We start from the raw sequence: 20,036 nt of genomic DNA on the forward strand, positions 1-20,036 counted from the left end.
TGGGTCAGGCCGTCACCCGGTCCGGGGGCGCCGTCAGCAGTTCCCGGTCCTCGGCGTGGTCCGGGTCGCGGCCCAGGGCCAGCCCGAGCAGGGTCAGCAGGGCCGCGACGGCGACGTAGCAGGCCGGCGCCACCCAGCCGCCGGTCGAGACCAGGAGCCAGGTGAACGTGAGCGGCGCGAGCGCGCCCCCGATCACCCCGGCGAAGGTGTAGGCCAGCGAAGAGCCGGTGTAACGCAGGCGCGGGGAGAACTGCTCGGTGATGTAGGCGGCCTGCGGGCCGTACATGAACGCGTGGATGCCCAGGCCGACGACCGTGCAGACGACGAGCGTCACCACACCGCCCGGCCGGGCCAGCGTGAAGAACGCGAAGGGCCACAGCCCGGCGAGCACCGCCGCCACGGCGTACAGGGCCCGCCGGTTCACCAGGTCGGACAGGGCCCCCGCGAGGGGGATGAGGACGAGCTGGCAGCCCGAGGCGATCAGCACGGCGGCGAGCACCTGACCGCGGGTCAGGCCGAGCTCCGCGGTGCCGTACGTCACGACGAAGACAGTGAACAGGGCATAGAGGATGTCGGGGGCCAGCCGCGACAGGATGGCGGCGGCCAGCGGGCGCCGCTGCTGCGTCAGGATCTCCTTGACGGGGGCCGCCGGGCGCTCCCCGTGCGCCTCGATGGCCTTGAAGACGGGCGTGTCCTCCAGCTTGAGGCGGATCCACAGGCCGAAGGCGATGAGGACGGCCGACAGCAGGAACGCGACCCGCCAGCCCCAGGCGAGGAAGGCGCTCTCGCTCAGCGTCCCGGCGAGCAGGGCCAGCATGCCGTTGGCCAGCAGATTCCCGGCCGCCGGACCGACCTGCGCCGCCGACGCCCACAGCCCGCGCCGTCCCGGGTCCCCGAACTCGCTGGACAGCAGGACGGCGCCGCCCCACTCGCCGCCGACGCCGACCCCCTGCGCGAAGCGCAGCATCACCAGGACGACGGGCGCCACGACGCCCACCGAGGCGTAGGTGGGGAGCAGGCCGATGAGGAACGTGGTCACGCCGATGAGCAACAGGGTGACCACCAGGACCTTCTTGCGTCCGATCCGGTCGCCGAGGCGGCCGAACAGCACTCCTCCCACCGGCCGGGAGAGGAAGCCCACCGCGTAGGTGGAGAAGGCCAGCAGGGCTCCCGTCAGCGGGTCGCCGCCGGGGAAGAACAGCTCGGGGAAGACCAGGGCCGCGGCCGCCGAGTAGACCGCGAAGTCGTACCACTCCAGCGAGGTCCCGCTGAGACTGGCGGCGTACGCCCGCACGAGGGAGCGTCTGCCGGAGTCCTGGGTCCCGGCGGACGGGGACGGCTGAGGCATGCGTGCACCTCCGGAACAAGGGGGGTTGGTTGCTCACATACTTGCTGTATACAATCCGAATACGCAAGGCATACTTTAGGATTTCTCAGCGGAAGGAGGTGGGAGGTGTCCGCGCTGAGCTTCGAGCTCCCCGACGGCACCGTCGCCGCCACCGAGGTCACCCAGGTGTTCAACGCCGGCTGGGCCGGACGCGACCGGGCGCAGGTGCAGGCGCACATCGACGAACTGGCTGAGCTGGGGGTGCCGGCGCCGGAGAGGACTCCGTGCCTGTACCCGGTGTCGCCCTATCTGGCCCGGCAGACCTCGCTCGTGCGGGCGCAGCACGCGCGCACGTCGGGAGAGGCCGAGTGGGCGCTGGTCGTGACCGGTCCCGGGCCGGGCGACGTGCTGCTGACGAGCGCGTGCGACCACACCGACCGCGAGCTGGAGGTGCACGGGGTCGCGTGGAGCAAGAACGCCGCCCCCGACGTCCTGGCCCGCAGGGCGTGGAGGCTGTCCGACGTCCTCGGCCACGTGGACGACATCCGCATCGTGGGCCGGGTCGGGCGCGAGCGCGCCCTGATCCAGGACGGCACCTGCGCCGAGCTGCTGCCGCCCACCTACTGGCTGGACGTGCTGAAGCAGGCCGGGCTGTACCGCCCGGGGACCGTCCTGCTGTCCGGGACGATCCCCATGATGAAGGGGCCGGACCAGTTCGCGTCCCGATGGGAGACCGCTCTCGTCGACCCGGTCACCGGGGAGGAGATCGTCTCCTCCTACGACGTCGAGGTCCTGCCGGCGCCGCTGTGACCGGTGGACGACCGGCGCGGCAACACACCTGTTCGAGAGGAAACGATGAGCGACGACGACGGGCGCCCGTGGCGGACGATGACCTCCGTCGAAGGGCTGCCCCTGCTGGGCGGGCACGCCCTGTTCCGGCTGCCGCTGCGCACCGAGCGCGGGCTGCTGCTGGAGATCGAGTATCCGGAGGGGGTGAGTTCGCCGGAGCACTTCCACGATCACGACAGCTTCATCTACCTGCTGTCCGGCCATCTGTCGGGCACCGTGAACGGACGGGAGTGCGAGCTGCTGCCGGGACAGACCCTGCTGCACCCCCGGGGTGCGCCGCACACGGTCGCCGCGCTGCGCACCAGCCGCTGGCTGGAGTTCAAGGCCCCGCCCACCCTGCCCATCGGATGAACCGGGGCGGCAGGGGCGCCCTGCCCCGGTGCGGGGCGGAAAATCGTTGGACACCCGCGTAGGTCGATGGTGATCGTTGGAGCATGCGGCAGGAGGAGATCTGGAACGCCGACGCGGCCCGGCGCTACGACACGCCGGGCACCGGAATGTTCGCGCCCGAGGTCCTCGGCCCGGCCGTCGATCGCCTCGCCGAACTCGCGGGCCACGGGCGGGCACTCGAGTTCGCGATCGGAACCGGCCGCGTGGCCGTCCCGCTCGCCGAGCGTGGGGTGCCCGTCACCGGCATCGAGCTGTCACGTCCGATGATCGACCAGCTGCGTACGAAGGTGGACGAAGCGACTATCCCGGTCGTCGTCGGCGACATGGCGACCGCCTCCGCCGCGGGGGAGTACACGCTCGTCTACCTCGTCTACAACACGATCTCCAACCTGCTCACCCAGGCCGAGCAGGTCGCGTGCTTCCGCAACGCCGCCCGCCACCTGACGCCCGGCGGTCGCTTCGTGATCGAGCTCTGGGTGCCCGAGCTGCGCAAGCTCCCACCCGGCCAGGAGGCCGTGGTGTGGCATCGCGAACCCGGCTACATCGGCCTGGACACCTACGACGTCCTGCGGCAGCACCTCGTGTCGCACCATTTCAGGTTCGACGAGAGCGGGCAGGCCCGGCTGTTCCGCAGCCCCCACCGATACGTCTGGCCGGCCGAGCTCGACCTCATGGCCCAGCTGGCCGGGTTCGAGCTGGAATCCAGGCACGCGGACTGGATCGGAACCGAGTTCACCGCCGAGTCGCGTTCGCATGTGTCCGTCTATCGCATCCCGCCCGGCCGGACCGCGTCTCAATAAGGGCGGCGTTGTGGCCGGACTTGAGATGATGTATTAGCGGGAACTCGAGAATCTCCTTCTGCGGATGACGGGTGAAATGCGGAGCCGTCGCCGCCGGCAGAGGGAGAGCCCCGCGAGGCGGCTGCCTCGTGGGGCAGGAGGGTCCGGCAGGTTCGATGTGCGGTTATCCGGTCCTTGCTGCTGTTGCTTTCTCGCTCTCCCTGCTGCCGATGCCGCTATCGCGGTTCGCGAATCTCTCGACGCTCTTCCATGCGCCCGCGCTCGCGTCCGCGCTCTTCCATGCGTCCGCGTTCGCGTCCGCGTTCCTGGATGCGCCCGCGCTCGCGTCCGCGCTCTTCCATGCGTCCGCGCTCGCGTCCGCGTTCCTGGATGCGCCCGCGCTCGCGTCCGCGCTCTTCCATGCGTCCGCGCTCGCGTCCGCGTTCCTGGATGCGCCCGCGCTCACGTTCGCGTTCTGTTACGCGCCCGCGCTCGCGTCCGCGCTCTTCCATGCGCCCGCGCTCGCGTCCGCGCTCGCGTCCGCGCTCACGTTCGCGTTCTGTTACGCGCCCGCGCTCGCGTCCGCGCTCTTCCATGCGCCCGCGTTCGCGTTCACGACCGTATTGGCCGTACGGCCGCTGGCGCTCGCGGCCACGGCACCTGCCTCCGGGGCAGGGCTGTGTCGGACCCTGCATGACCTGCGCCCTGCTGCCGGCGGCATTGACCGGCTGCGTGTGCATCGTCACCGGGACGATGAGGGCCGACGCTGTGATCGCGCCAGCAGCCAGTGTTTCTTTGAGCATGAGTATCACTCCGTCGACTCCGTGAATGTCACCGGGGAACCACCCGGATGCACGGAGCGCGAATCGATCCATCGAACCTTGGATCCAGACCCTGATTCTCACGCTAGAGGTAACAAAAGGCCCCGTCACCCAGCAATGCGCAAACAACCGCCTTTAGCAACCGAAAACAAATCCAATGAGAGGTGTTGTCGGACCGTTTCCCGGCGTCGACAGTCCCTTTGCGCGTGTCGCTCAATTCCTGCCGGATCGTTGAGACGCGTTGGTTGCGATCGCATATCTTCGGCCGGGGCCCGCGTCCGGCACCTTCCGGGTCATTACGATGAACCGCTGACCGAAACCGCGAAGGTTCTCGAGGTTGCCGTGACCGCCGTCGAGGAAGCGGGGGCCGCTACACGCCCCACTCGTCGCCGCGCGTCTTCTGGCCGCGGGGCAGAGTCTCGGCAGCCGGTGGCCGATGGCGAGATCACGCGACGTGACCCTGCGACGCCCCTGTGGTCGCAGGGTCACGGGTGTGCCCCGCCGCCGAGTGCCGACAGGTCACCTCGGCCGGCGGCCCATGCGCTGCTGCGGCATGGCCGGTTACTCCGGTTCGGGGAGCACGTCGCGGCTGCCGTGCTCCGCCGTGGTTGCCGTGCTTGTGCGCGGCAGGACGGTGGAGGCGATGAGGACGGCTCCGACCAGGAGCACGGCGCCGAGTGTCATGCCGAGCGCGTATCCGTCGGTGAGGCCCTCGATCGTGGTGGCCCGGCCGGTGCGCGCGTGAGCGGCGGTGCCGAGAGCGGCCAATCCGAGCGAGGCGCCGATCTGGCGTGAACTGGCGAGCAGGCCGGAGGCGCTGCCCGTCTCGCCTGGCGCGACGCCCACGGTGGCGGCGGAGACGACCGGTCCGAGGCAGAGCCCGAATCCGATGCTGGTGACGAGCGACGGGCCCAGGACGTCGGCGAGGAAAGAGCCGTCAGCACTCATCAGGCCGAACAAGGCGAACCCGGTCGCGGTCACCAGGCCGCCGATGATCAGCAGGGTCCGGAGCGCCAGACGGTAACCGAGTTTGATGGAGGCGGCGGCGCCGGCGATCACGCCGAGCGCGAAGGGCAGCAGCTGGATCCCGGCCACGGTCGGACTGCTTCCGAGCACTTGCTGGAGGTAGAGGGACGCGAAGTAGAAGGATGACGCCATGGCGGCGCCAAGGAGGAGGTTGTAGGAGTTGGCGCCGGCGACCGAGCGATTGGTCAGCAGGCCGAGCCGGATCAGCGGGTCGCGGGTGGTGGCCCGCTCGACGTGGACGAACGCGGCCAGCAGTGCGGCGGCGATCAGCAAAGTCGTCAGGGTGACCGGCGAGGTCCACGGATACTGGTCGGTGCGGACGACGCCGAACACGAGCAGGGTCATTCCCGCCGTGGCCAGGACGGCGCCCGGCACGTCCGGGCGACCGCCGGGAGCCGGGGGCGGAGCGGCGGTGACACCCCGCCAGGCCAGGGCCAGCGCGACAGCGGTCATCGGGACGCTGACGAACATCACCCAGCGCCAGCCCGCGTACTCCGTGAGCACCCCGCCGATCAAGACGCCGAGGGCGCCACCCGCGGCGTTCACCGCGCTCCATATGCCGTAGGCCCGGACGCGGGCCTTGCCGGAGGGGAAGGTCACCGTCAGCAGCGCCAGCGCGGCCGGAGACAGCGCGGCGGCCCCGATGCCCTGCAGGGCGCGGCCGGCCACCAGATGGCCGGGTTCCTGCGCGAAGCCGCCTGCGAGGGAGGCGAGGCCGAAGACGGCGAGCCCGATCAGCAGGACCCGCTTGTGGCCGTACCGGTCGGCGACCTTGCCGCCCAGGAGGAGAAGCCCGCCGAAGGTGAGGGCGTAGGCGTGGATCACCCAGGTCAGGCCCACCGCGCTGAAGCCGAGGCCGGCGGCGATCCGCGGGAGTCCGAGGTTCACGACCGACAGGTCGACCGACACCATGAACTGCACGACAGCCACCGCGGCAAGGGTGAGCCCTGGCCGAGCGGCCGTACCGATGACCGCTCGCGCGCTCGCTGATTTCGTGTCTGTCACCGTGACCCGGTCCTCTGGAGCGTTCTCGTGACGTAGTTTTCGTACATGTACTGAAAGTACCTCGGGAACAGCTCGGTGTCGACAGCCGATGTCGCCCGGTTCGCGAAGGGAACTGGCGGGAGGGAATGATGGGACGGTGCCCCGAAGCAATGCGCCGCACGGCCGCACCGGCCGTCCACCGGTGACCTCCCGAGCGCAGATCCTGGATGCGGCCCGCCGGCTCATCGATCGGGACGGCTGGGAGAAGCTGAGCATTCGCCGGCTGGCCACCGAGCTCGGCATCGGGACGATGACCCTGTATCACCACGTACGAGACAAAGAGGATCTGCTGCTTCTGCTGATCACGGAATACGCGAGCCGGATCCCGGAACCCGAGCTGCCCGGCGAGCCGCGGGACCGCATCATCGCGACCGCCACCCTGATCCACGATGCCCTCGCCGCCTGGCCGTGGGCCGCGGAGGTCCTCACGGCCGACGGGTTCGTCGGCAGGCTCGGCGAATCGGTGTGGGTGGTCGAGGCCATCGTGGCCGGAGCCGTCGACTACGGATGCACACCCGAACAGGCCGTGCACGTCTTCCGCAGCATCTGGTACTACACGGTCGGCGAGATCCTCGTCCGTGCCCACTCCGTTCACCGCCCGGCGGACGCCGGGCGACCCACCGACCGCGACCCCCTCTTCAGCGGCCTCGACAAGTCGCGGATGCCACGCCTGGTCGCGCTCGGCGATCAATGGCGAACGCTGTCGGCGCAGGACACCTATCCCCAGGGCCTGCGGGCCCTCGTCGACGGGCTGCTCGCGCAGGCCACGTCGGCAACGCCGAGTCAGGTGACGTCCGCGGAACGGGGTAAATAGGCGGCGGAGTTTCCGGCACCGGCAGGATGCGCGGAAGGGCAAAACCTACCTACTGATTGGTGGATTTGTTAGGGTTCCGGTATGCCAGCGAGAAAACCGTACGCCGTGGGGATCGCCCGGCGGCAGCAGATCCTCGAAGCGGCCCGTGAGCTCTTCAGCGTGCGCGGCTACCGGGGCGCCTCGATGCGTGACGTGGCCTCACAGGTGGGGCTCACGCTGGCCGGGGTGCTGCACTACTTTCCCACGAAGGAGGACCTGCTCGCCGAAGTGCTGCAGCATCGGGACGACATCGACATTCCCTGGTTCGAGGACAAGTGGGCGGAGCTGGGGAGCTTCAGGGCGGCCATGCGCGAGCTGATGGTGCGCAACATGGCCACCCGAGGCGTGATGCGGCTGTTCGTCACCCTCTCGGCGGAGGCCACCGATCCCGACCACCCGGCGCATGACTTCTTCGTCAAGCGTTACCGCACCAGCAGGGAGCTGTTCTCCAGCACCTTGGCCAAGGCCAAGGCCCGTGGCGAGGTGTCGGAGCTCGCCGACGGGCCCGTGCTCATCGCCGTGCTCGACGGGCTGCAGGTGCAGTGGCTCATCGAGCCCGGTTTCGACCTGCTCGCCGCGCTGGAGGCGTACCTGGACACGATCACGGTGGGGCGGTGACGTCCTCGGGGAAGCGGCCCAGACCCTCGTGGGTCACGACCCACCCGTCGGGGAAGTGGCCGGCCAGCATGGCGATCGCGGCGAGCAGGCCGCCGTTGGCCGGCAGGTAGGTCGACAGCGCGCCGGGGAACTGCGGGACGTGGCCGCCGGCCAGGTAGTGGTTCTTGTAGGTGTCCATCAGCAGGGCGTCGACGGCCTGTTCCCCGCGGCCGAGCCTGGCCGCGCACATGGCGAGCACCGGGTAGTCCCATCCCCAGGTGGTGTGGAGGTCCCAGTTGCCGAGGACGTCGTCGAGGGTGGCCGCCATGGTGTCGCGGTCGATCAGCGGGGTGGCGGGCAGGAACCCGAGCGCCATGAGCATGGACGGGTGGTCGTCGCGCACGGTGTAGGGGGCGGTGGGCACCGCGGTGTAGATCCCGTCGCGGACCATGGGCCGGGGGAGTCCTTCCAGGACGGTCTCCCAGTCGGGCCGGCGCGGCAGTCCGAGCAGCTCGCGCCAGCGCTGGGCGGTGTGCAGGCCCCAGTACCAGTAGGCGAGCTCGAAGGCGGGATCGGCGATCCCGGCCCGGTCGGGGTAGTAGGTTTCCTGCGCCGGGACCAGGGGCGGTCCCAGGTGGTGGACGCCGTCCTCGTCCGGTTCGGCGAAGGAGGCCATGAAGTCCGCGGTCTCGAAGACCAGGTCGGCGTATCGGGTGAGGGCGCCGGGGACACCGTTGATCCGCAGCAGCTCGGCGTAGTGGATGGGGTGCGGCTGCTGCCACACGAGGAACACGCCCACCTGGCTCGGCGCCTCGCGCCCGTCGGGTCCGACCTGTTTGGGCCAGCGCGCCCCGGCGTACCCCTGGGCGGCGGCGGTGGCACGCGCGGCCGGGAGGATCTCCCGATACCAGCCGAGGCTCCGTTCCAGGAGCTCGGGCCTGCCCCAGAGGGCGAAGTGCGCGGCGTGCCACCAGTGCATCTCCAGGTGGAACTTGCCACCCCAGGAGTTGTGCACCAGGCCGGATTCCTGCGGCGGCATGGAGCCGGAGCAGTGCACCGCGGTCAGGTACTGCGACAGCACCACGCGACGCTCCAGCTCGTGCGCGCGCGGGTCGGTGCTGCCGGCGAAGCCGACCATCGCGCCGGAGGTCCAGTAGCGGCGCCAGCTCTCGGCGGCGGCCGACCGCACCTCCTCGAACGGGGGCACCCGGTCCGCGTCGAAGCCGACGCTCAGGGAAAGGGCCGGCTCCGCCGAGCCGACGACCAGGCCCTCCCGCACCGTCCCGTCCGTGCGGACGCTCACGCGGTAGCGTGTCCCACCGACCGTGCGCTCGGCCCAGTCCGGCCCGTACGCGGTGGACTGCACGAGCCGTTCCGAGGCGGCCAGCGGGTCACGCTGGTCCGGGAAGGTGACCGCCACCTCCAGATCGCCCGTGGCCAGGAGAGGAGAGACGACCCGCGTGGCCACGACCTGCAGGTGCGGATGCACGACGGTCACCACCTCGACCGGCCGCCCGTCCAGGGTGAAGGCCGATCGCACGCTGCCGGTCCACAGGTCCAGCTCCACGCGCGTGGCGGCGATCTCCAGCTCGGGCCGGAAGAGCAGCCCGATCCGGCCGAGGTCGAGCCGGCGCGGGTTGGCGTAGAGCCACCCTCCCGCGTCGTCGGACGGCGTGCCGTCCGGCCCCAGTGCCATCCGGTCGGGGTAGCGGACCGTCCTGGTCCTGGTCCGGTACGGCGTGCTCGCGTCCTCCAGCGTGTACGGCCTGCCGGGATCGGTGGCGTACCAGCCCCGGGTGGACTGGATGCGCAGCGGCACGGGGAAGTCGTCGCGGTCGAACTCCCGCCGGGGGAAGCGCCGCACGCCGTCCTCGCCCGTCACGAGGGCGGGCCGGGGCGGCAGCTCGTGCGCCTCGGGGAAGGTCTGCAGCCCGGTCACGTCCACGTTGATCGCGAAGTCGCCGTTGCCGAGGCTGAGCGTGCACGAAGGATGCCAGGACGTGATCACCACGTTGTGCCCGCGGACGAGCCGCTCTCTGTCGATCACGGCTGGACCTTCGCGTTGACCTCGGCGGCCAGCTCGTCCAGCCGGTCGGGATCGAGGTAGGAGCCGGGGAAGCGGGCCAGCCGGCGCAGGGGGACGGACCCCATCGTCCTCAGGCTGTCGCCGGTCAGGAAGCGGGAGCGCGCGAGTCCGGTGTGGGCCGGCGGTCGCATCTCGCGAAGGAGCACCTCGAGACCTCCGGGGGCCGCCACCCACGCCTCCAGCGGCGAGTCGGGCGTCAGACGCTCGGACTGCGCAGCGATGTCCAGCTTTATCGGGATGGACAGTCGGATGTCCCGGGAGGAAGCGCCCACGTGGATGACCGCCGTGCCAGGTTCGACCGTCCAGCTTCGCCGTACCGGGTGGAAGTAGGCGAAGTCCCGCCAACCCAGCGTGAAGCGGACGGTGGTGCCCTCCCCGGGATCCAGCGCGATCTTGCGGAAGCCTCTCAGCTCCCGCACCGGGCGGCGCACGACGTCGCCGGGTGCGGACACGTACAGCTGCGCCACCTCCTGCCCGCGACGCTCGCCCCGGTTGGTGATCCGGACGCTCACCTCCGCGCGCAGCCCCTCGTCGCGCCCGTCGACGTCGGCCACCAGGTCGGAGTAGCCGAAGTCGGTGTAGGAGAGGCCATGGCCGAACGGGTAGCTCACCGGGCCGTCGACCGCGTCATGGTAGCGGTAACCGACGAAGACGCCCTCGCCGTAACGCACACTTCCCGGGTCCCCCGGGAAGTTGAGGTACGACGGCGTGTCCTCCAGGCGCAGCGGGATGGATTCGGCCAGCCGTCCCGAGGGGTTGACCACGCCGAAGAGGATGTCGGCGAGCGCGCCGCCGCCCGCCTGCCCCAGCAGCCAGCCTTCCAGGACGGCCGAGGCCAGATGGTCCCATTCCGACACCTGGACCACGCCGCCGTTGGACAGCACCACGACGATCCGGGTGCCGGTCGCCGCCACCTCGCGCAGGAGAGCCACCTGATGGGGCGGCAGGTCGAGCCGGGTGCGATCGTAGCCCTCGGATTCGGCGTCCGGGGGCAGCCCGAGGAACACGACGGTCGTGTCCGCGCGCTCGGCCACGCCACGTGCCTCCTCGACCAGGGCGGGCGAGGGCTGGTCGTCGTCCAGCCGGTAACCCGGTGCGAAGGGCAGGTCGTGCCCGGCGAGGGCGCGCATCTCGGAGAGCGCGTCGTCGAGGCGGGTCGGCACGATCTGCGAGCTGCCCGCGCCCTGGTAGCGCGGGGTGCGGGCGAGCTCCCCGACCACGGCGACGGACGTGCCCGGGCGCAGGGGCAGCACGCCGTCGTTCTTGAGGAGCACGGCGCACTGCCCGGCCACGTCCCTGGCGAGCCGATGATGGTCGTCGGCGTCGAAGCCGGTCCCGTCCGAGGTGGTGGCCCGCCCGACCAGACGGAGGACCCGGCGGGCGGCCAGATCGAGCAGCGCGGGATCCAGGGTGCCGTCCTCGACGGCCGCGACGAGCTGTCCGTCGGTGGTGCCGCCGGAGGTGGGCATCTCCAGGTCGAGCCCCGCCCGCAGGGCCGCGATCCTGTCGCTGACCGCGCCCCAGTCCGACACCACCACTCCCGAGAAACCCCACTCCTCGCGCAGCACCTCCGTCAGCAGCCACCGGTGCTCTGAGGCGTAGACCCCGTTGACGCGGTTGTAGGCGCACATCACCAGCCACGGCCGCGCGGACGACACCACGTGCTCGAAGGCCGGCAGATAGATCTCCCGCAGCGTGCGCTCGTCGACCTCGGCGCTCACCCGGAGCCGATCGGTCTCCTGGTTGTTGGCCGCGAAGTGCTTCGGGCAGGCGCCCACGCCCTGCGACTGGATTCCCTCCACCAGGGCGGCGCCGAGGACGCCGGACAGGTGCGGGTCCTCCGACAGGTACTCGAAGTTCCTGCCGCACAGCGGCGAGCGCTTGATGTTGATCCCGGGACCCAGCAGCACCTGCACGTCCAGCGCGCGTGCCTCCACACCGAGGGCGGTCCCGACCCGCCGTACGAGCTCGGGATCCCACGAGGAGCCGAGCGCCACCGCGGGCGGGAAGCAGGTGGCGGGCAGGCTGTGCCCGACGCCGAGGTGATCGGCGCCGTCCGGCTGCCGCCGGAGACCGTGCGGTCCGTCACTGAGCGTGATCGACGGGATGCCGGCTCGCTCGATCGCCTGAGTACGCCACAGGCTGGAGCCCGAGGTCAGAGAGGCCCGCTCGGCGATCGTGAGCCGGTCGACCATGTCGTTCATGTGGTTCCTTCCGCGGTCAGGGCCAGCCGCGCGGCGCGCCGTGCCGCCTGTTCCCCGGGGTCGGGGACCAGTGCGGACAGCAGAAGCCGTCGCGTGTAGGGATCGTTGGGGGCGGTGGTCACCTGGGCGGCGTCCCCGGTCTCGACGATCCGGCCTTGGGACATCACCGCCACTCTGTCGCTGACGTGGCGCACCACCGCCAGATCGTGGGAGATGAACAGATAGGCCACGTCCGTGTCGCGCTGGATCTCGACCAGCAGGTCGAGCACCTGGGCCTGGGTGGAGACGTCCAGCGCGGACACGGGTTCGTCACAGATGATCAGGCGGGGCCGGAGGGCCAGGGCACGGGCGATCGCCACCCGCTGGCGCTGGCCGCCGGACAGCTCGCGGGCCCGGCGCTCGGCCGTACCCGCCGGCAGAGCCACCCGATCGAGGAGCCAGGAGATGCGTGCCCCGGCAGCGGCGCGGGTGTGACCGCCGTGTGCCAGCAGCGGCTCGATGAGGATGTCGCGGATGCTCATGGCCGGGTTGAGCGAGCCGAACGGGTCCTGGAAGACCGCCTGGATCTGCCGCGCCCGGGTCCGCCTGTCGGCCAGGGCCTGCCCGGCGAAGCGGATCGCACCCGCGCCGACCGGGACGAGACCGAGGACGGCCCGCCCGAGCGTGGTCTTGCCCGAGCCGGATTCGCCGACCAGGCCGAGCGTCTCGCCCTCGCCGATCGTCAGGTCCACCTCCTCCAGGACTCGGAGCGCCCCGTACTCCACGCACAGCCGCTCGACTTCGAGCAGCGGCGCCCTGGAGGCGCCGGACGGTGCCCGCGGCGCGGCGTTGTGCGGGTTGGCGGCCAGCAGCGCCTTGGTGTACGGCTCAGCCGGCTGCGCGAACAGCGTCGTGGTGGCCGCGGTCTCGACGAGGCGGCCACCACGCATCACCGCGACCCGGTCGCACATGTCGGCGACGACGCCCAGGTCGTGGGTGACGAGGAGCACCGCCATGTCCCGCTCGCGCCGCAACGATCGCAGCAGGTCGAGCACCTCCGCCTGCACGGTGGCGTCCAGCGCGGTGGTGGGTTCGTCGGCGATCAGCAGGTCGGGGTCGCAGGCGATCGCGGCCGCGACCAGCACGCGCTGCGCCATCCCGCCGGAGATCTCGTGCGGGTAGGAGCGGTAGACGCGCGGCGGGTCGGCGATGCCCACCCGTGCCAGCAGGTCGAGGGCCCGGCGCCGCGCGGCGCGGCGTGACAGCCGCAGGTGGACGCGGAGCGGTTCGGTGAGCTGGCTGCCCACGCGGAAGCACGGATCGAGGTTGGACATGGGCTCCTGGGAGACGTAGCCGATGCGCCGGCCGCGGACCCGGTTCAGCTCTCGTTCCGGCAACCCGACGAGACTCGTGCCGTCGAAGCGCACCGAGCCGGCGGTGATCTCGCCGCTCGGGGGCAGCAGCCCGAGCGTGGCCAGGACGGTCTGGGTCTTGCCGGAGCCGGACTCGCCGACCAGCCCGACCACCTCGCCCCGCCGTACCTCCAACGTCACGTCGTCGACCACCGGCCTCCCGCCGTGGCTGACGGTCAGGCCCTCGATGCCCAGCAGGGCGCCGCCGGATTCGCCGGCGGCCGTGCCCGGCCCGGGCCGGAGGGCGCGCCGCGCGGCGGGAGCGCGGCCGGGGCCGTCCTCCAGCAGGTCGCGGACGGCGTTGCCGAGGAGCGTCACCGCGAGCACCGTGACGGCGATGGCCGCGCCCGGCCAGATGGACAGCCACGGCGCGCGGTAGACGTTGGCCGAGGCGTCGTTGAGCATGCTTCCCCAGCTCGCCGCGCCCGGTTCCCCGAGACCGAGGAAGTCGATCCCGGCCTGGATGAGCAGGGCGGCGCCGAACAGCAGCGGCGCCTGCACGATGATCGCGGAGCGGACCACCGGCACCACGTGCCGGCGCACGATGCGCAGGTCCGACAGGCCGGACACCCGGGCGGCGTCGATGTAGAACTCGCCACGCACGCGCTGGGTGGCGGTCCGGACCAGCCGGTACATCGACGGGGAGGCCAGCAGGCCCACGAGCGTCATCGTGCCCGCCAGGCCAGGACCCGCGACGGCCACGTACGCGAGCACCACGATGATCGCCGGCAGGGCGAGCACCAGGTTGAACACCCAGCTCGCCACCGCGTCGACCCACCGGCCGAAGTAACCGGCCAGGAGACCGGCCACGACGCCGACCAGGAGCGCGACCGCCGTCGCCAGCACCGCGCCCAGCAGGGTGGACCGCGTTCCGTACAACAGCCTGCTCAGCACGTCGCGGCCCGAGCCGTCACCACCCAGCGGGTGCGCGGCGCCCGGCCCGGTGAGGGTCGCGCGCAGGTCGACGAAGCCGGGCGCGTACGGCGCCAGCAGGTCCGCGGCGACCGCCGCCAGCACGACCGCCAGCAGCACCAGCGCGGGGATCAGCACGATCGGCCGCCTCATCGCCGCCGCACCTTCGGGTCCAGCCAGCCCACCAGCAGGTCCACCACCAGGTTGACGGCCAGGACGATGAGCACGCCGACCACCACCACGCCCAGGACCACCGGGATGTCCGACCGGCTGGAACCGGCCGTGGCCAGGCTGCCCAGCCCCTGGATGGCGAAGATCTGTTCCACCACGATGGCGCCGCCCAGCAGGCCGATGAACTGCAGGCTGACGACGGTCAACGCGGCCGGAGCGGCGTTGCGCAGGACGTGCCGCAGCAGCCTGTGCCGTGGCAGGCCACGGCCGCGCAGCGTACGGATGTAGTCCTGGGCCAGCACGCCGGCCACGGCGCTGCGTGTCTGGGCGGCGACCGCGGCCACCGAACCCACGGCGATGGCCGCGACGGGCAGGACCAGGGAACGCGCCCACTCGCCGGGGTCCTCGGTCATGGGCACGTAGCCGGTGGCGGGGAACCAGCGCAGCCGGATCGCGAACACGATGACGAGCAGCAGCGCGATCCACATGCCCGGAACGGCGAAGCCGAGCGCGGACACCGCCTGTAGCGCCCTGTCCAGCGGGCCCCGCCGGATGGCGGCCGCCATGCCGAACCCGACGCCCACCACCGCCGACACCACCGTGGCGATCAGGGCCAGCGAGAGCGTGATCGGGAGCCGAGCCGCGATCGTGGCGGCGACCGGGACCCCCGTGAACCAGGAGACGCCCAGGTCGCCGCCGATCGCGCCGCTCAGCCAGTCCAGATAGCGCGCCGTGACCGGCCGGTCGAGCCCCAGCTCGTGACGCTTGGCCGCGATCTGCTCGGGAGAGGCCGTGGCGTCGAGGACATGGAGGACCGGGTCGGGAACCAGGCTCGTCAGGACGAACGTGACAGCGGTGATCACCACGAGCAGGACGGCCGCGGCGATCACCCGTCGCGACAGTAGCCGGAGCACCTCAGACCACCGGCTGGTAGTCGCGGAGGAACACGTAGGGCTGGTCGTCCCCCACGTCGAGCTTGACCTTGTCCTTCTTCCAGACCATGAGGGTCTTGGAGGCGTACAGCGGCGCGAACCAGGCCTGCTCCACCACATAGGTGTTCAGCTCCTGGAAGAGCTTGCCGCGCTCGCCGTCGTCGGCGACCGCGATCCGGCTCATCAGCCGCGCGATCGTGGGGTCGGCGACGTGGAAGGGGTTGAACGCGCCGCCCTTCTCCAGGAAGAGGGAGGCGTCCAGCCAGTTCTCTGTGGCGGTGTAGGTGTACATGAACGCCGGATACGTTCCGGCCAGATACTGCTGAGTGATCTGGGTGCTGGAGACCGGCTTGTAGACCACCTTGATCCCGATCTGCGCCAGCTGCTGGGCGATGATGGGGTAGAGGGCGGGCACGTAGGTGTTCTCGCTCGGCATGGTCAGGGTGAAGCCGTCGGGGTAGCCCGCCTCCGCCAGCAACCGCCTGGCCTTGCCCGGATCGTACGGGTAGCGCGAGTTGAGCGCGGCCACGTAGGCGGGGGAGCCCGCCGCGAACATCTGGGTGCGGCGGTCGCCGTTCCCCTTGTCGACCGCCGCCAGGATGCCCTCGGCGTCGAGGCCGTAGTTGATCGCCTGCCGCACCTTCACCTGGGCGAGCGGGGGAGCCAGCTTCCCCGCGCGGTCCACGATCCACATGCCGAGGATGAGCCCGGGCATCTCCTTGGTCGCCAGGCCCGACGACCGGGCCTGATCCAGGCCGGCCATCGGGATGCCGCCTCCGTCGACCTGCCCGCTGAGCGTCGCGTTCACCATCGCGTTGGTGTCGGGCAACGCCTTGATGACGAGCTTGTCGAAGCCGTACGTGACCGGCAGCGAATATCTCGGGTTGCGGGTGAAGGTGTAGGAGGAGCCGCGGGTGCTGGCGGCGGCGTCCAGGAGGTATGGCCCGCTGCCCACCGGGGCGGTCTTGAGCGTGGCGAACGCCTTCGGGCTCGCGATCATGCCGGGGACCAGCGCGAGCTGGTAGAGCAGGCCGGGATCGGGCTTCTTCAGCTCCAGCTCCACCTCGCCGGGCCCGGCCTCCGTGACCTTGGCGACGCTGGCGAGCGCCGACTGGGTGGAGCCGGGTGTTGCGAGGCCGCGATCCAGGTTGGCCTTCACCGCCGCGGCGTCCAGCTTGGTCCCGTCGGAGAAGCTCACGTCGTCGCGGATGGTCAGGGTGAGTTTGGTACGCGCGGCGTTGTAGCTCCACTTGGCGGCCAGGCCGGGTGAGATCGACAGGTCGTTGCCGAGCGTGGTGAGCGAGGAGTAGACGGCCTGAAGGTAGTTCATCGAGGTCGCGCCTGCGCCGACTGCTGGATCCCAGCTCGCCACGTCGGACGGCGCGGAGAGGGTGAGCACGCGAGCCGATGTCGATGTCGCTTTCTCGGCGTTCGAGCACGCGGTGCCGACCAGTGCCAGGGCCGTGACGGCGGCCAGCGCCGTCCTCCGTGGTCTCGCCATGGGGAACCTCCTCCGAACAAGGTGTGGCGAGGCTAACAAAAACTACCTATCAGTTGGTAGAGTTTTGGCAACGTTCCGTTCACATAGGGAGTGCGCATGCCTGTCGACCCCCTCATCGCGCCGCTGCTCGCGGCCGTCAACGCCCGGCAGGAACAGGTCCCCGTCCATGTCCCCGTCGATGTCCCCGTCGACGTCGCCGAGCGGCGCAAAGCGATGGACGCGGGCAAGGCGGATGGCGGTGCCTACGCCGAGTTCGTCGAGGACGAGCCGGCCGTCGCCGAGATCTGGGAGGAGAAGATTCCCGGCCCGGACATCACCGTGCGGGTCTACCGGCCCGCGCCCTCGACCCCGGGCGCGATGGTGCTCTACCACGGCGGGGGCTGGTGGATGGGCTCCCCGGACGACTCCGACCGCCGCGCGCGGGCCATCGCTGGCCGTGCCGGGGTGACCGTGGTCAACGTGGACTACCGGCTCGCCCCCGAGTTCCCGTTCCCCACGCCGGCCGAGGACGCGTACGAAGCGCTGGCCTGGACGGTGGCGCAGGCCGACCGGCTGGGCTTCGACCCCGCACGGGTGGCCGTCGGGGGCGAGAGCGCGGGGGGCAACCTCGCGGCCGCGGTCTGCCTCCTCGCCCGCGAGCGCGGAGGGCCGGCGCCGGTCCTCCAGGTGCTGGAGATCCCGGCGCTGGACCTGACCCTGGGCTCGCCGTCGGTGAAGTCCTACGGCCAGGGATACGTGCTGTCCGAGGCGGAACTGCGCTGGTGCGTGCGCAACTACCTCGGCGACCACGATCCGGCCGACCCCATCGCCTCACCGCTGCACGCCCCGGATCTGACCGGCCTGCCGCCCGCGCTCATCCTCACCGCCGAGTGCGACCCCATCGCCGGCGACGGCCGCAGGTACGCCGACCGGCTCGGCGCCGCGGGCGTGCCGGTCACCTTCCGCGAGTTCGCCGGCCACGTCCACGGCTCGCACACCCTGACCGCGCTCCTCCCCTCAGCGCGGGAGTGGCGAGCGGCCGTGGTGGACGCGGTCGTGTCGGAGGTCACCCATGCGTAGAGCGATCGTGTTGTGCGCCGCTGTCCTGGCCGTCCTCGCCGGGACCCCCACCGCCGCCCACGCCGATTCGCTGGCACAGCCCGTATGGCTGTGCCGCCCCGGGATGACCGCCAACCCGTGCGGGCAGGACGCGGCGGGCAACGCCGCCGGCGGCGCTCTCACCGGCCGCTACCCCGACGGATACACCACCGGCCTGGACGCCACCGTCGTCCACCCGGACGGGACCACCTCGCAGGAGCCCCTCCCGCCCCCGGCGTCGCCCCAGGTGGACTGCTTCTACGCCTACCCGACCGTCAACATCCTGCCGAACCCCCTGCTGCTGACCGGCAGCAACCCGCCGGTGGCCCGGGACACGGAAACGGCCGTGACCCTGCTCCAGGTGGGCCGGCTGGCCCGCCACTGCAGGCTGTTCGTCCCGCTCTACCGGCAGGTCGCGATCAGCGGCTACCTGCTCGGCGCCATCTGGCCGCCCGACTTCGAGACCGGCTACCAGGACCTCAAGCAAGCCTTCCGGCACTACTGGGACAACGACAACCACGACCCGGCGACCGGACGGCGACGTGGCGTTGTCATGCTCGGACACTCCCAGGGCGCCTTCGACCTGACCCGGCTCCTCCAGGAGGAGTTCGACGGCGACGCCGAGCACACTCGTCAGTTGGTCGCCGCCTACCTCATCGGCGCCGACGTCAGAGTGCCGGTGGACGCTCCCTCCGGCGGCGGCTCCGACCCGGTGTCGACCTTCCAGCACCTGCCCGCCTGCTCCGGAGGCCCGGTCCCGGTGGGCTGCGTGATCGCCTACAACTCGGCCGACCTCGCTCCCGGTCAGGGGGAAACCGTCTCCTTCGGGCACGCGCCCGACCCCGATCACCGCGTGCTGTGCGTGAACCCCGCCGCCCTGCTCGCCGGTGCGGCTCCCGGTGCCACCACGCCGCTGCGCCCCTACCTGCCCACCCGGCAACTGCTCAAGGGCAACCTCCTCACCCCCGGCGGATCGTTGAGCCCGATCATGGGATTCACGCCGACCGGCTACCCCACCGGCTTCGCCGCCTACGAGGACCTGGCGACCGGCGCCTGCTCGCAGACCGTCACGAGCAAGGGGCGGCTGGACTGGCTCCAGGTGAACGGGCTGGACCAGATCAAATCCTCCGGCGACACCCTCGGACTGCATGTCCTGGACTTCAACGTGGACGCGGGCGGGCTGGCCGCCCTCGTCGGGGCCCAGGCCGCCGCCTGGTCTCCTGCCTGAGCTCCTGCCTGTGCTCCTGCCTGAGTGCCGGCCGTTGCGCGGGCCAGAACCACCTGGTCCGCGCAATGCCCACACCAGGCGGGTCGAGAGAAGCTGACCGAGGGTGTCCGGCAGGAAGGTCACCGCCGGGCGCCGTCGGTGAGGAGCGCGTTGGGAGTGGGGGACGACGCGAGGGGGCGGCGCAGATGCCACACCTGGGCCGGGGGCAGGTTGGCCCACGCCTTCCACCGGCTGGTCGCGTAGGCGCGCTGGTAGGCGGTCGTGACGTCGTCCACCGCGGCGTGCCGGCGCGCTTCTGCCCGGGAGGAGAACAGGGCACGCGCTCTTCGGGTGCCCAGGTAGGCGAAGTAGCTCAGGGTGCCGCCGGGATGCAGCAGGTCCATGTATCGGGCCATGATGCGCTCCACCTGTTCCGGGACGAAGTTGGTGAACGGCAGGCCGGAGACGATGACGTCGTACTGACGGTCCGCGCCCAGGTCCTCGACATACGCCTGGTGCAACGCGACCTGGACAGACTTGTCCGAGAGACGGTGCGCGGCGACGATGTCGCGCAGCCGTCCGGCGAACCTGGGGTTGGCCTCGACGATGTCCAGCCGGCTGCCGCGCGGAAGCCGGGAAAGCAGCACCCGGGTGACCGCACCGGTGCCGGCGCCGGCTTCCAGCACGGTCAGCGGGCTCGGTGCCCGGAGCTGGATCGGATCGGTCAGGAGGCGGGCCAGGGCCTTGCCGCTCGGAGCGATCGCGCCGGTGGTCCGGAAATCGCGAACCGCCTCCAGAAGGAACATGACGCGATCGAGAGAATCAGTGCTCCAGTTGTCCATGGGCCTCGACGCTAGAGATCAGTCTCC

At 71.2% G+C, this 20,036-nt stretch carries 16 protein-coding genes; 7 read left to right on the forward strand and 9 right to left on the reverse strand.

Annotated elements, in window-relative coordinates:
- Positions 1-4: 4 nt before the first annotated feature.
- The gene (locus ABZ857_RS11505) at positions 5-1,348 is read right to left on the reverse strand and encodes an MFS transporter (protein ID WP_357041292.1); all 1,344 of its coding nucleotides are present in this window, start codon (positions 1,346-1,348) and stop codon (positions 5-7) included.
- 105 nt (positions 1,349-1,453) lie between these two features.
- Between ABZ857_RS11505 and ABZ857_RS11510 the strand changes: the two genes are divergently transcribed.
- The 3 genes from ABZ857_RS11510 (at position 1,454) to ABZ857_RS11520 (ending at position 3,366) form a co-directional block, all read left to right on the forward strand.
- The gene (locus tag ABZ857_RS11510; RefSeq protein WP_357041294.1) at positions 1,454-2,137 is read left to right on the forward strand and encodes a DUF2848 domain-containing protein; all 684 of its coding nucleotides are present in this window, start codon (positions 1,454-1,456) and stop codon (positions 2,135-2,137) included.
- Between the two features lie 45 nt (positions 2,138-2,182).
- Positions 2,183-2,527, forward strand: coding sequence for a cupin domain-containing protein (locus ABZ857_RS11515; protein WP_357041297.1), 345 nt, complete (start codon positions 2,183-2,185; stop codon positions 2,525-2,527).
- A gap of 83 nt (positions 2,528-2,610) precedes the next feature.
- Positions 2,611-3,366: a class I SAM-dependent methyltransferase gene (locus ABZ857_RS11520; RefSeq protein WP_357041300.1), complete on the forward strand. Its 756-nt coding sequence runs from the start codon at positions 2,611-2,613 to the stop codon at positions 3,364-3,366.
- Between the two features lie 215 nt (positions 3,367-3,581).
- On the opposite strand, the gene ABZ857_RS11525 is transcribed toward ABZ857_RS11520, so the two are convergent.
- Positions 3,582-4,148, reverse strand: a complete 567-nt coding sequence (locus ABZ857_RS11525) for a hypothetical protein (RefSeq protein ID WP_357041303.1) — start codon at positions 4,146-4,148, stop codon at positions 3,582-3,584.
- A gap of 579 nt (positions 4,149-4,727) precedes the next feature.
- Positions 4,728-6,122 (reverse strand): MFS transporter, encoded by a 1,395-nt coding sequence (locus ABZ857_RS11530; protein WP_357041306.1) that lies wholly within the window; start codon positions 6,120-6,122, stop codon positions 4,728-4,730.
- A 211-nt stretch (positions 6,123-6,333) separates the two neighbouring features.
- On the opposite strand from ABZ857_RS11530, the gene ABZ857_RS11535 reads away from it, so the two are divergent.
- On the forward strand, positions 6,334-7,050 hold the full coding sequence (locus ABZ857_RS11535; protein ID WP_357041309.1) for a TetR/AcrR family transcriptional regulator: 717 nt from the start codon (positions 6,334-6,336) through the stop codon (positions 7,048-7,050).
- Positions 7,051-7,131: 81 nt separating this feature from the next.
- Positions 7,132-7,707, forward strand: a complete 576-nt coding sequence (locus ABZ857_RS11540; RefSeq protein WP_357041312.1) for a helix-turn-helix domain-containing protein — start codon at positions 7,132-7,134, stop codon at positions 7,705-7,707.
- On the opposite strand, the gene ABZ857_RS11545 is transcribed toward ABZ857_RS11540, so the two are convergent.
- Genes ABZ857_RS11545 through ABZ857_RS11565 form a run of 5 tightly spaced genes read right to left on the reverse strand, consistent with a single transcriptional unit; the run spans position 7,691 to position 16,883 of the window.
- A complete protein-coding gene (locus ABZ857_RS11545; RefSeq protein ID WP_357041316.1) occupies positions 7,691-9,733 on the reverse strand; it encodes a hypothetical protein in 2,043 nt (680 codons plus the stop codon). The genes ABZ857_RS11540 and ABZ857_RS11545 overlap by 17 nt on opposite strands.
- Positions 9,730-11,976: a glycoside hydrolase family 3 C-terminal domain-containing protein gene (locus ABZ857_RS11550; protein ID WP_357041319.1), complete on the reverse strand. Its 2,247-nt coding sequence runs from the start codon at positions 11,974-11,976 to the stop codon at positions 9,730-9,732. Before ABZ857_RS11550 ends, ABZ857_RS11545 begins: the two co-directional genes overlap by 4 nt.
- Entirely contained in the window at positions 11,973-14,432 is a 2,460-nt protein-coding gene (locus ABZ857_RS11555) for a dipeptide ABC transporter ATP-binding protein (protein ID WP_357041322.1), read from the reverse strand. Before ABZ857_RS11555 ends, ABZ857_RS11550 begins: the two co-directional genes overlap by 4 nt.
- Positions 14,429-15,364 (reverse strand): ABC transporter permease, encoded by a 936-nt coding sequence (locus tag ABZ857_RS11560; protein WP_357041324.1) that lies wholly within the window; start codon positions 15,362-15,364, stop codon positions 14,429-14,431. The genes ABZ857_RS11555 and ABZ857_RS11560 overlap by 4 nt, the downstream gene beginning before the upstream one ends.
- Position 15,365: 1 nt before the next feature.
- Positions 15,366-16,883 (reverse strand): ABC transporter substrate-binding protein, encoded by a 1,518-nt coding sequence (locus tag ABZ857_RS11565; protein ID WP_357041327.1) that lies wholly within the window; start codon positions 16,881-16,883, stop codon positions 15,366-15,368.
- Positions 16,884-16,979: 96 nt separating this feature from the next.
- Here ABZ857_RS11565 and ABZ857_RS11570 point away from each other — a divergent pair, with 96 nt between their 5' ends.
- Together ABZ857_RS11570 and ABZ857_RS11575 are read left to right on the forward strand one after the other, a co-directional pair.
- Entirely contained in the window at positions 16,980-17,942 is a 963-nt protein-coding gene (locus tag ABZ857_RS11570; RefSeq protein ID WP_357041330.1) for an alpha/beta hydrolase, read from the forward strand.
- On the forward strand, positions 17,935-19,188 hold the full coding sequence (locus ABZ857_RS11575) for a DUF3089 domain-containing protein (protein ID WP_357041333.1): 1,254 nt from the start codon (positions 17,935-17,937) through the stop codon (positions 19,186-19,188). The genes ABZ857_RS11570 and ABZ857_RS11575 overlap by 8 nt, the downstream gene beginning before the upstream one ends.
- A 119-nt stretch (positions 19,189-19,307) precedes the next feature.
- Here the strand turns inward: ABZ857_RS11575 and ABZ857_RS11580 are convergent, their stop codons facing one another.
- Positions 19,308-19,973, reverse strand: a complete 666-nt coding sequence (locus ABZ857_RS11580) for a methyltransferase domain-containing protein (RefSeq protein WP_357041336.1) — start codon at positions 19,971-19,973, stop codon at positions 19,308-19,310.
- Positions 19,974-20,036 lie beyond the last annotated feature (63 nt).

It is taken from the genome of Microbispora sp. NPDC046933, from assembly GCF_040644635.1.
Taxonomy (GTDB): domain Bacteria; phylum Actinomycetota; class Actinomycetes; order Streptosporangiales; family Streptosporangiaceae; genus Microbispora.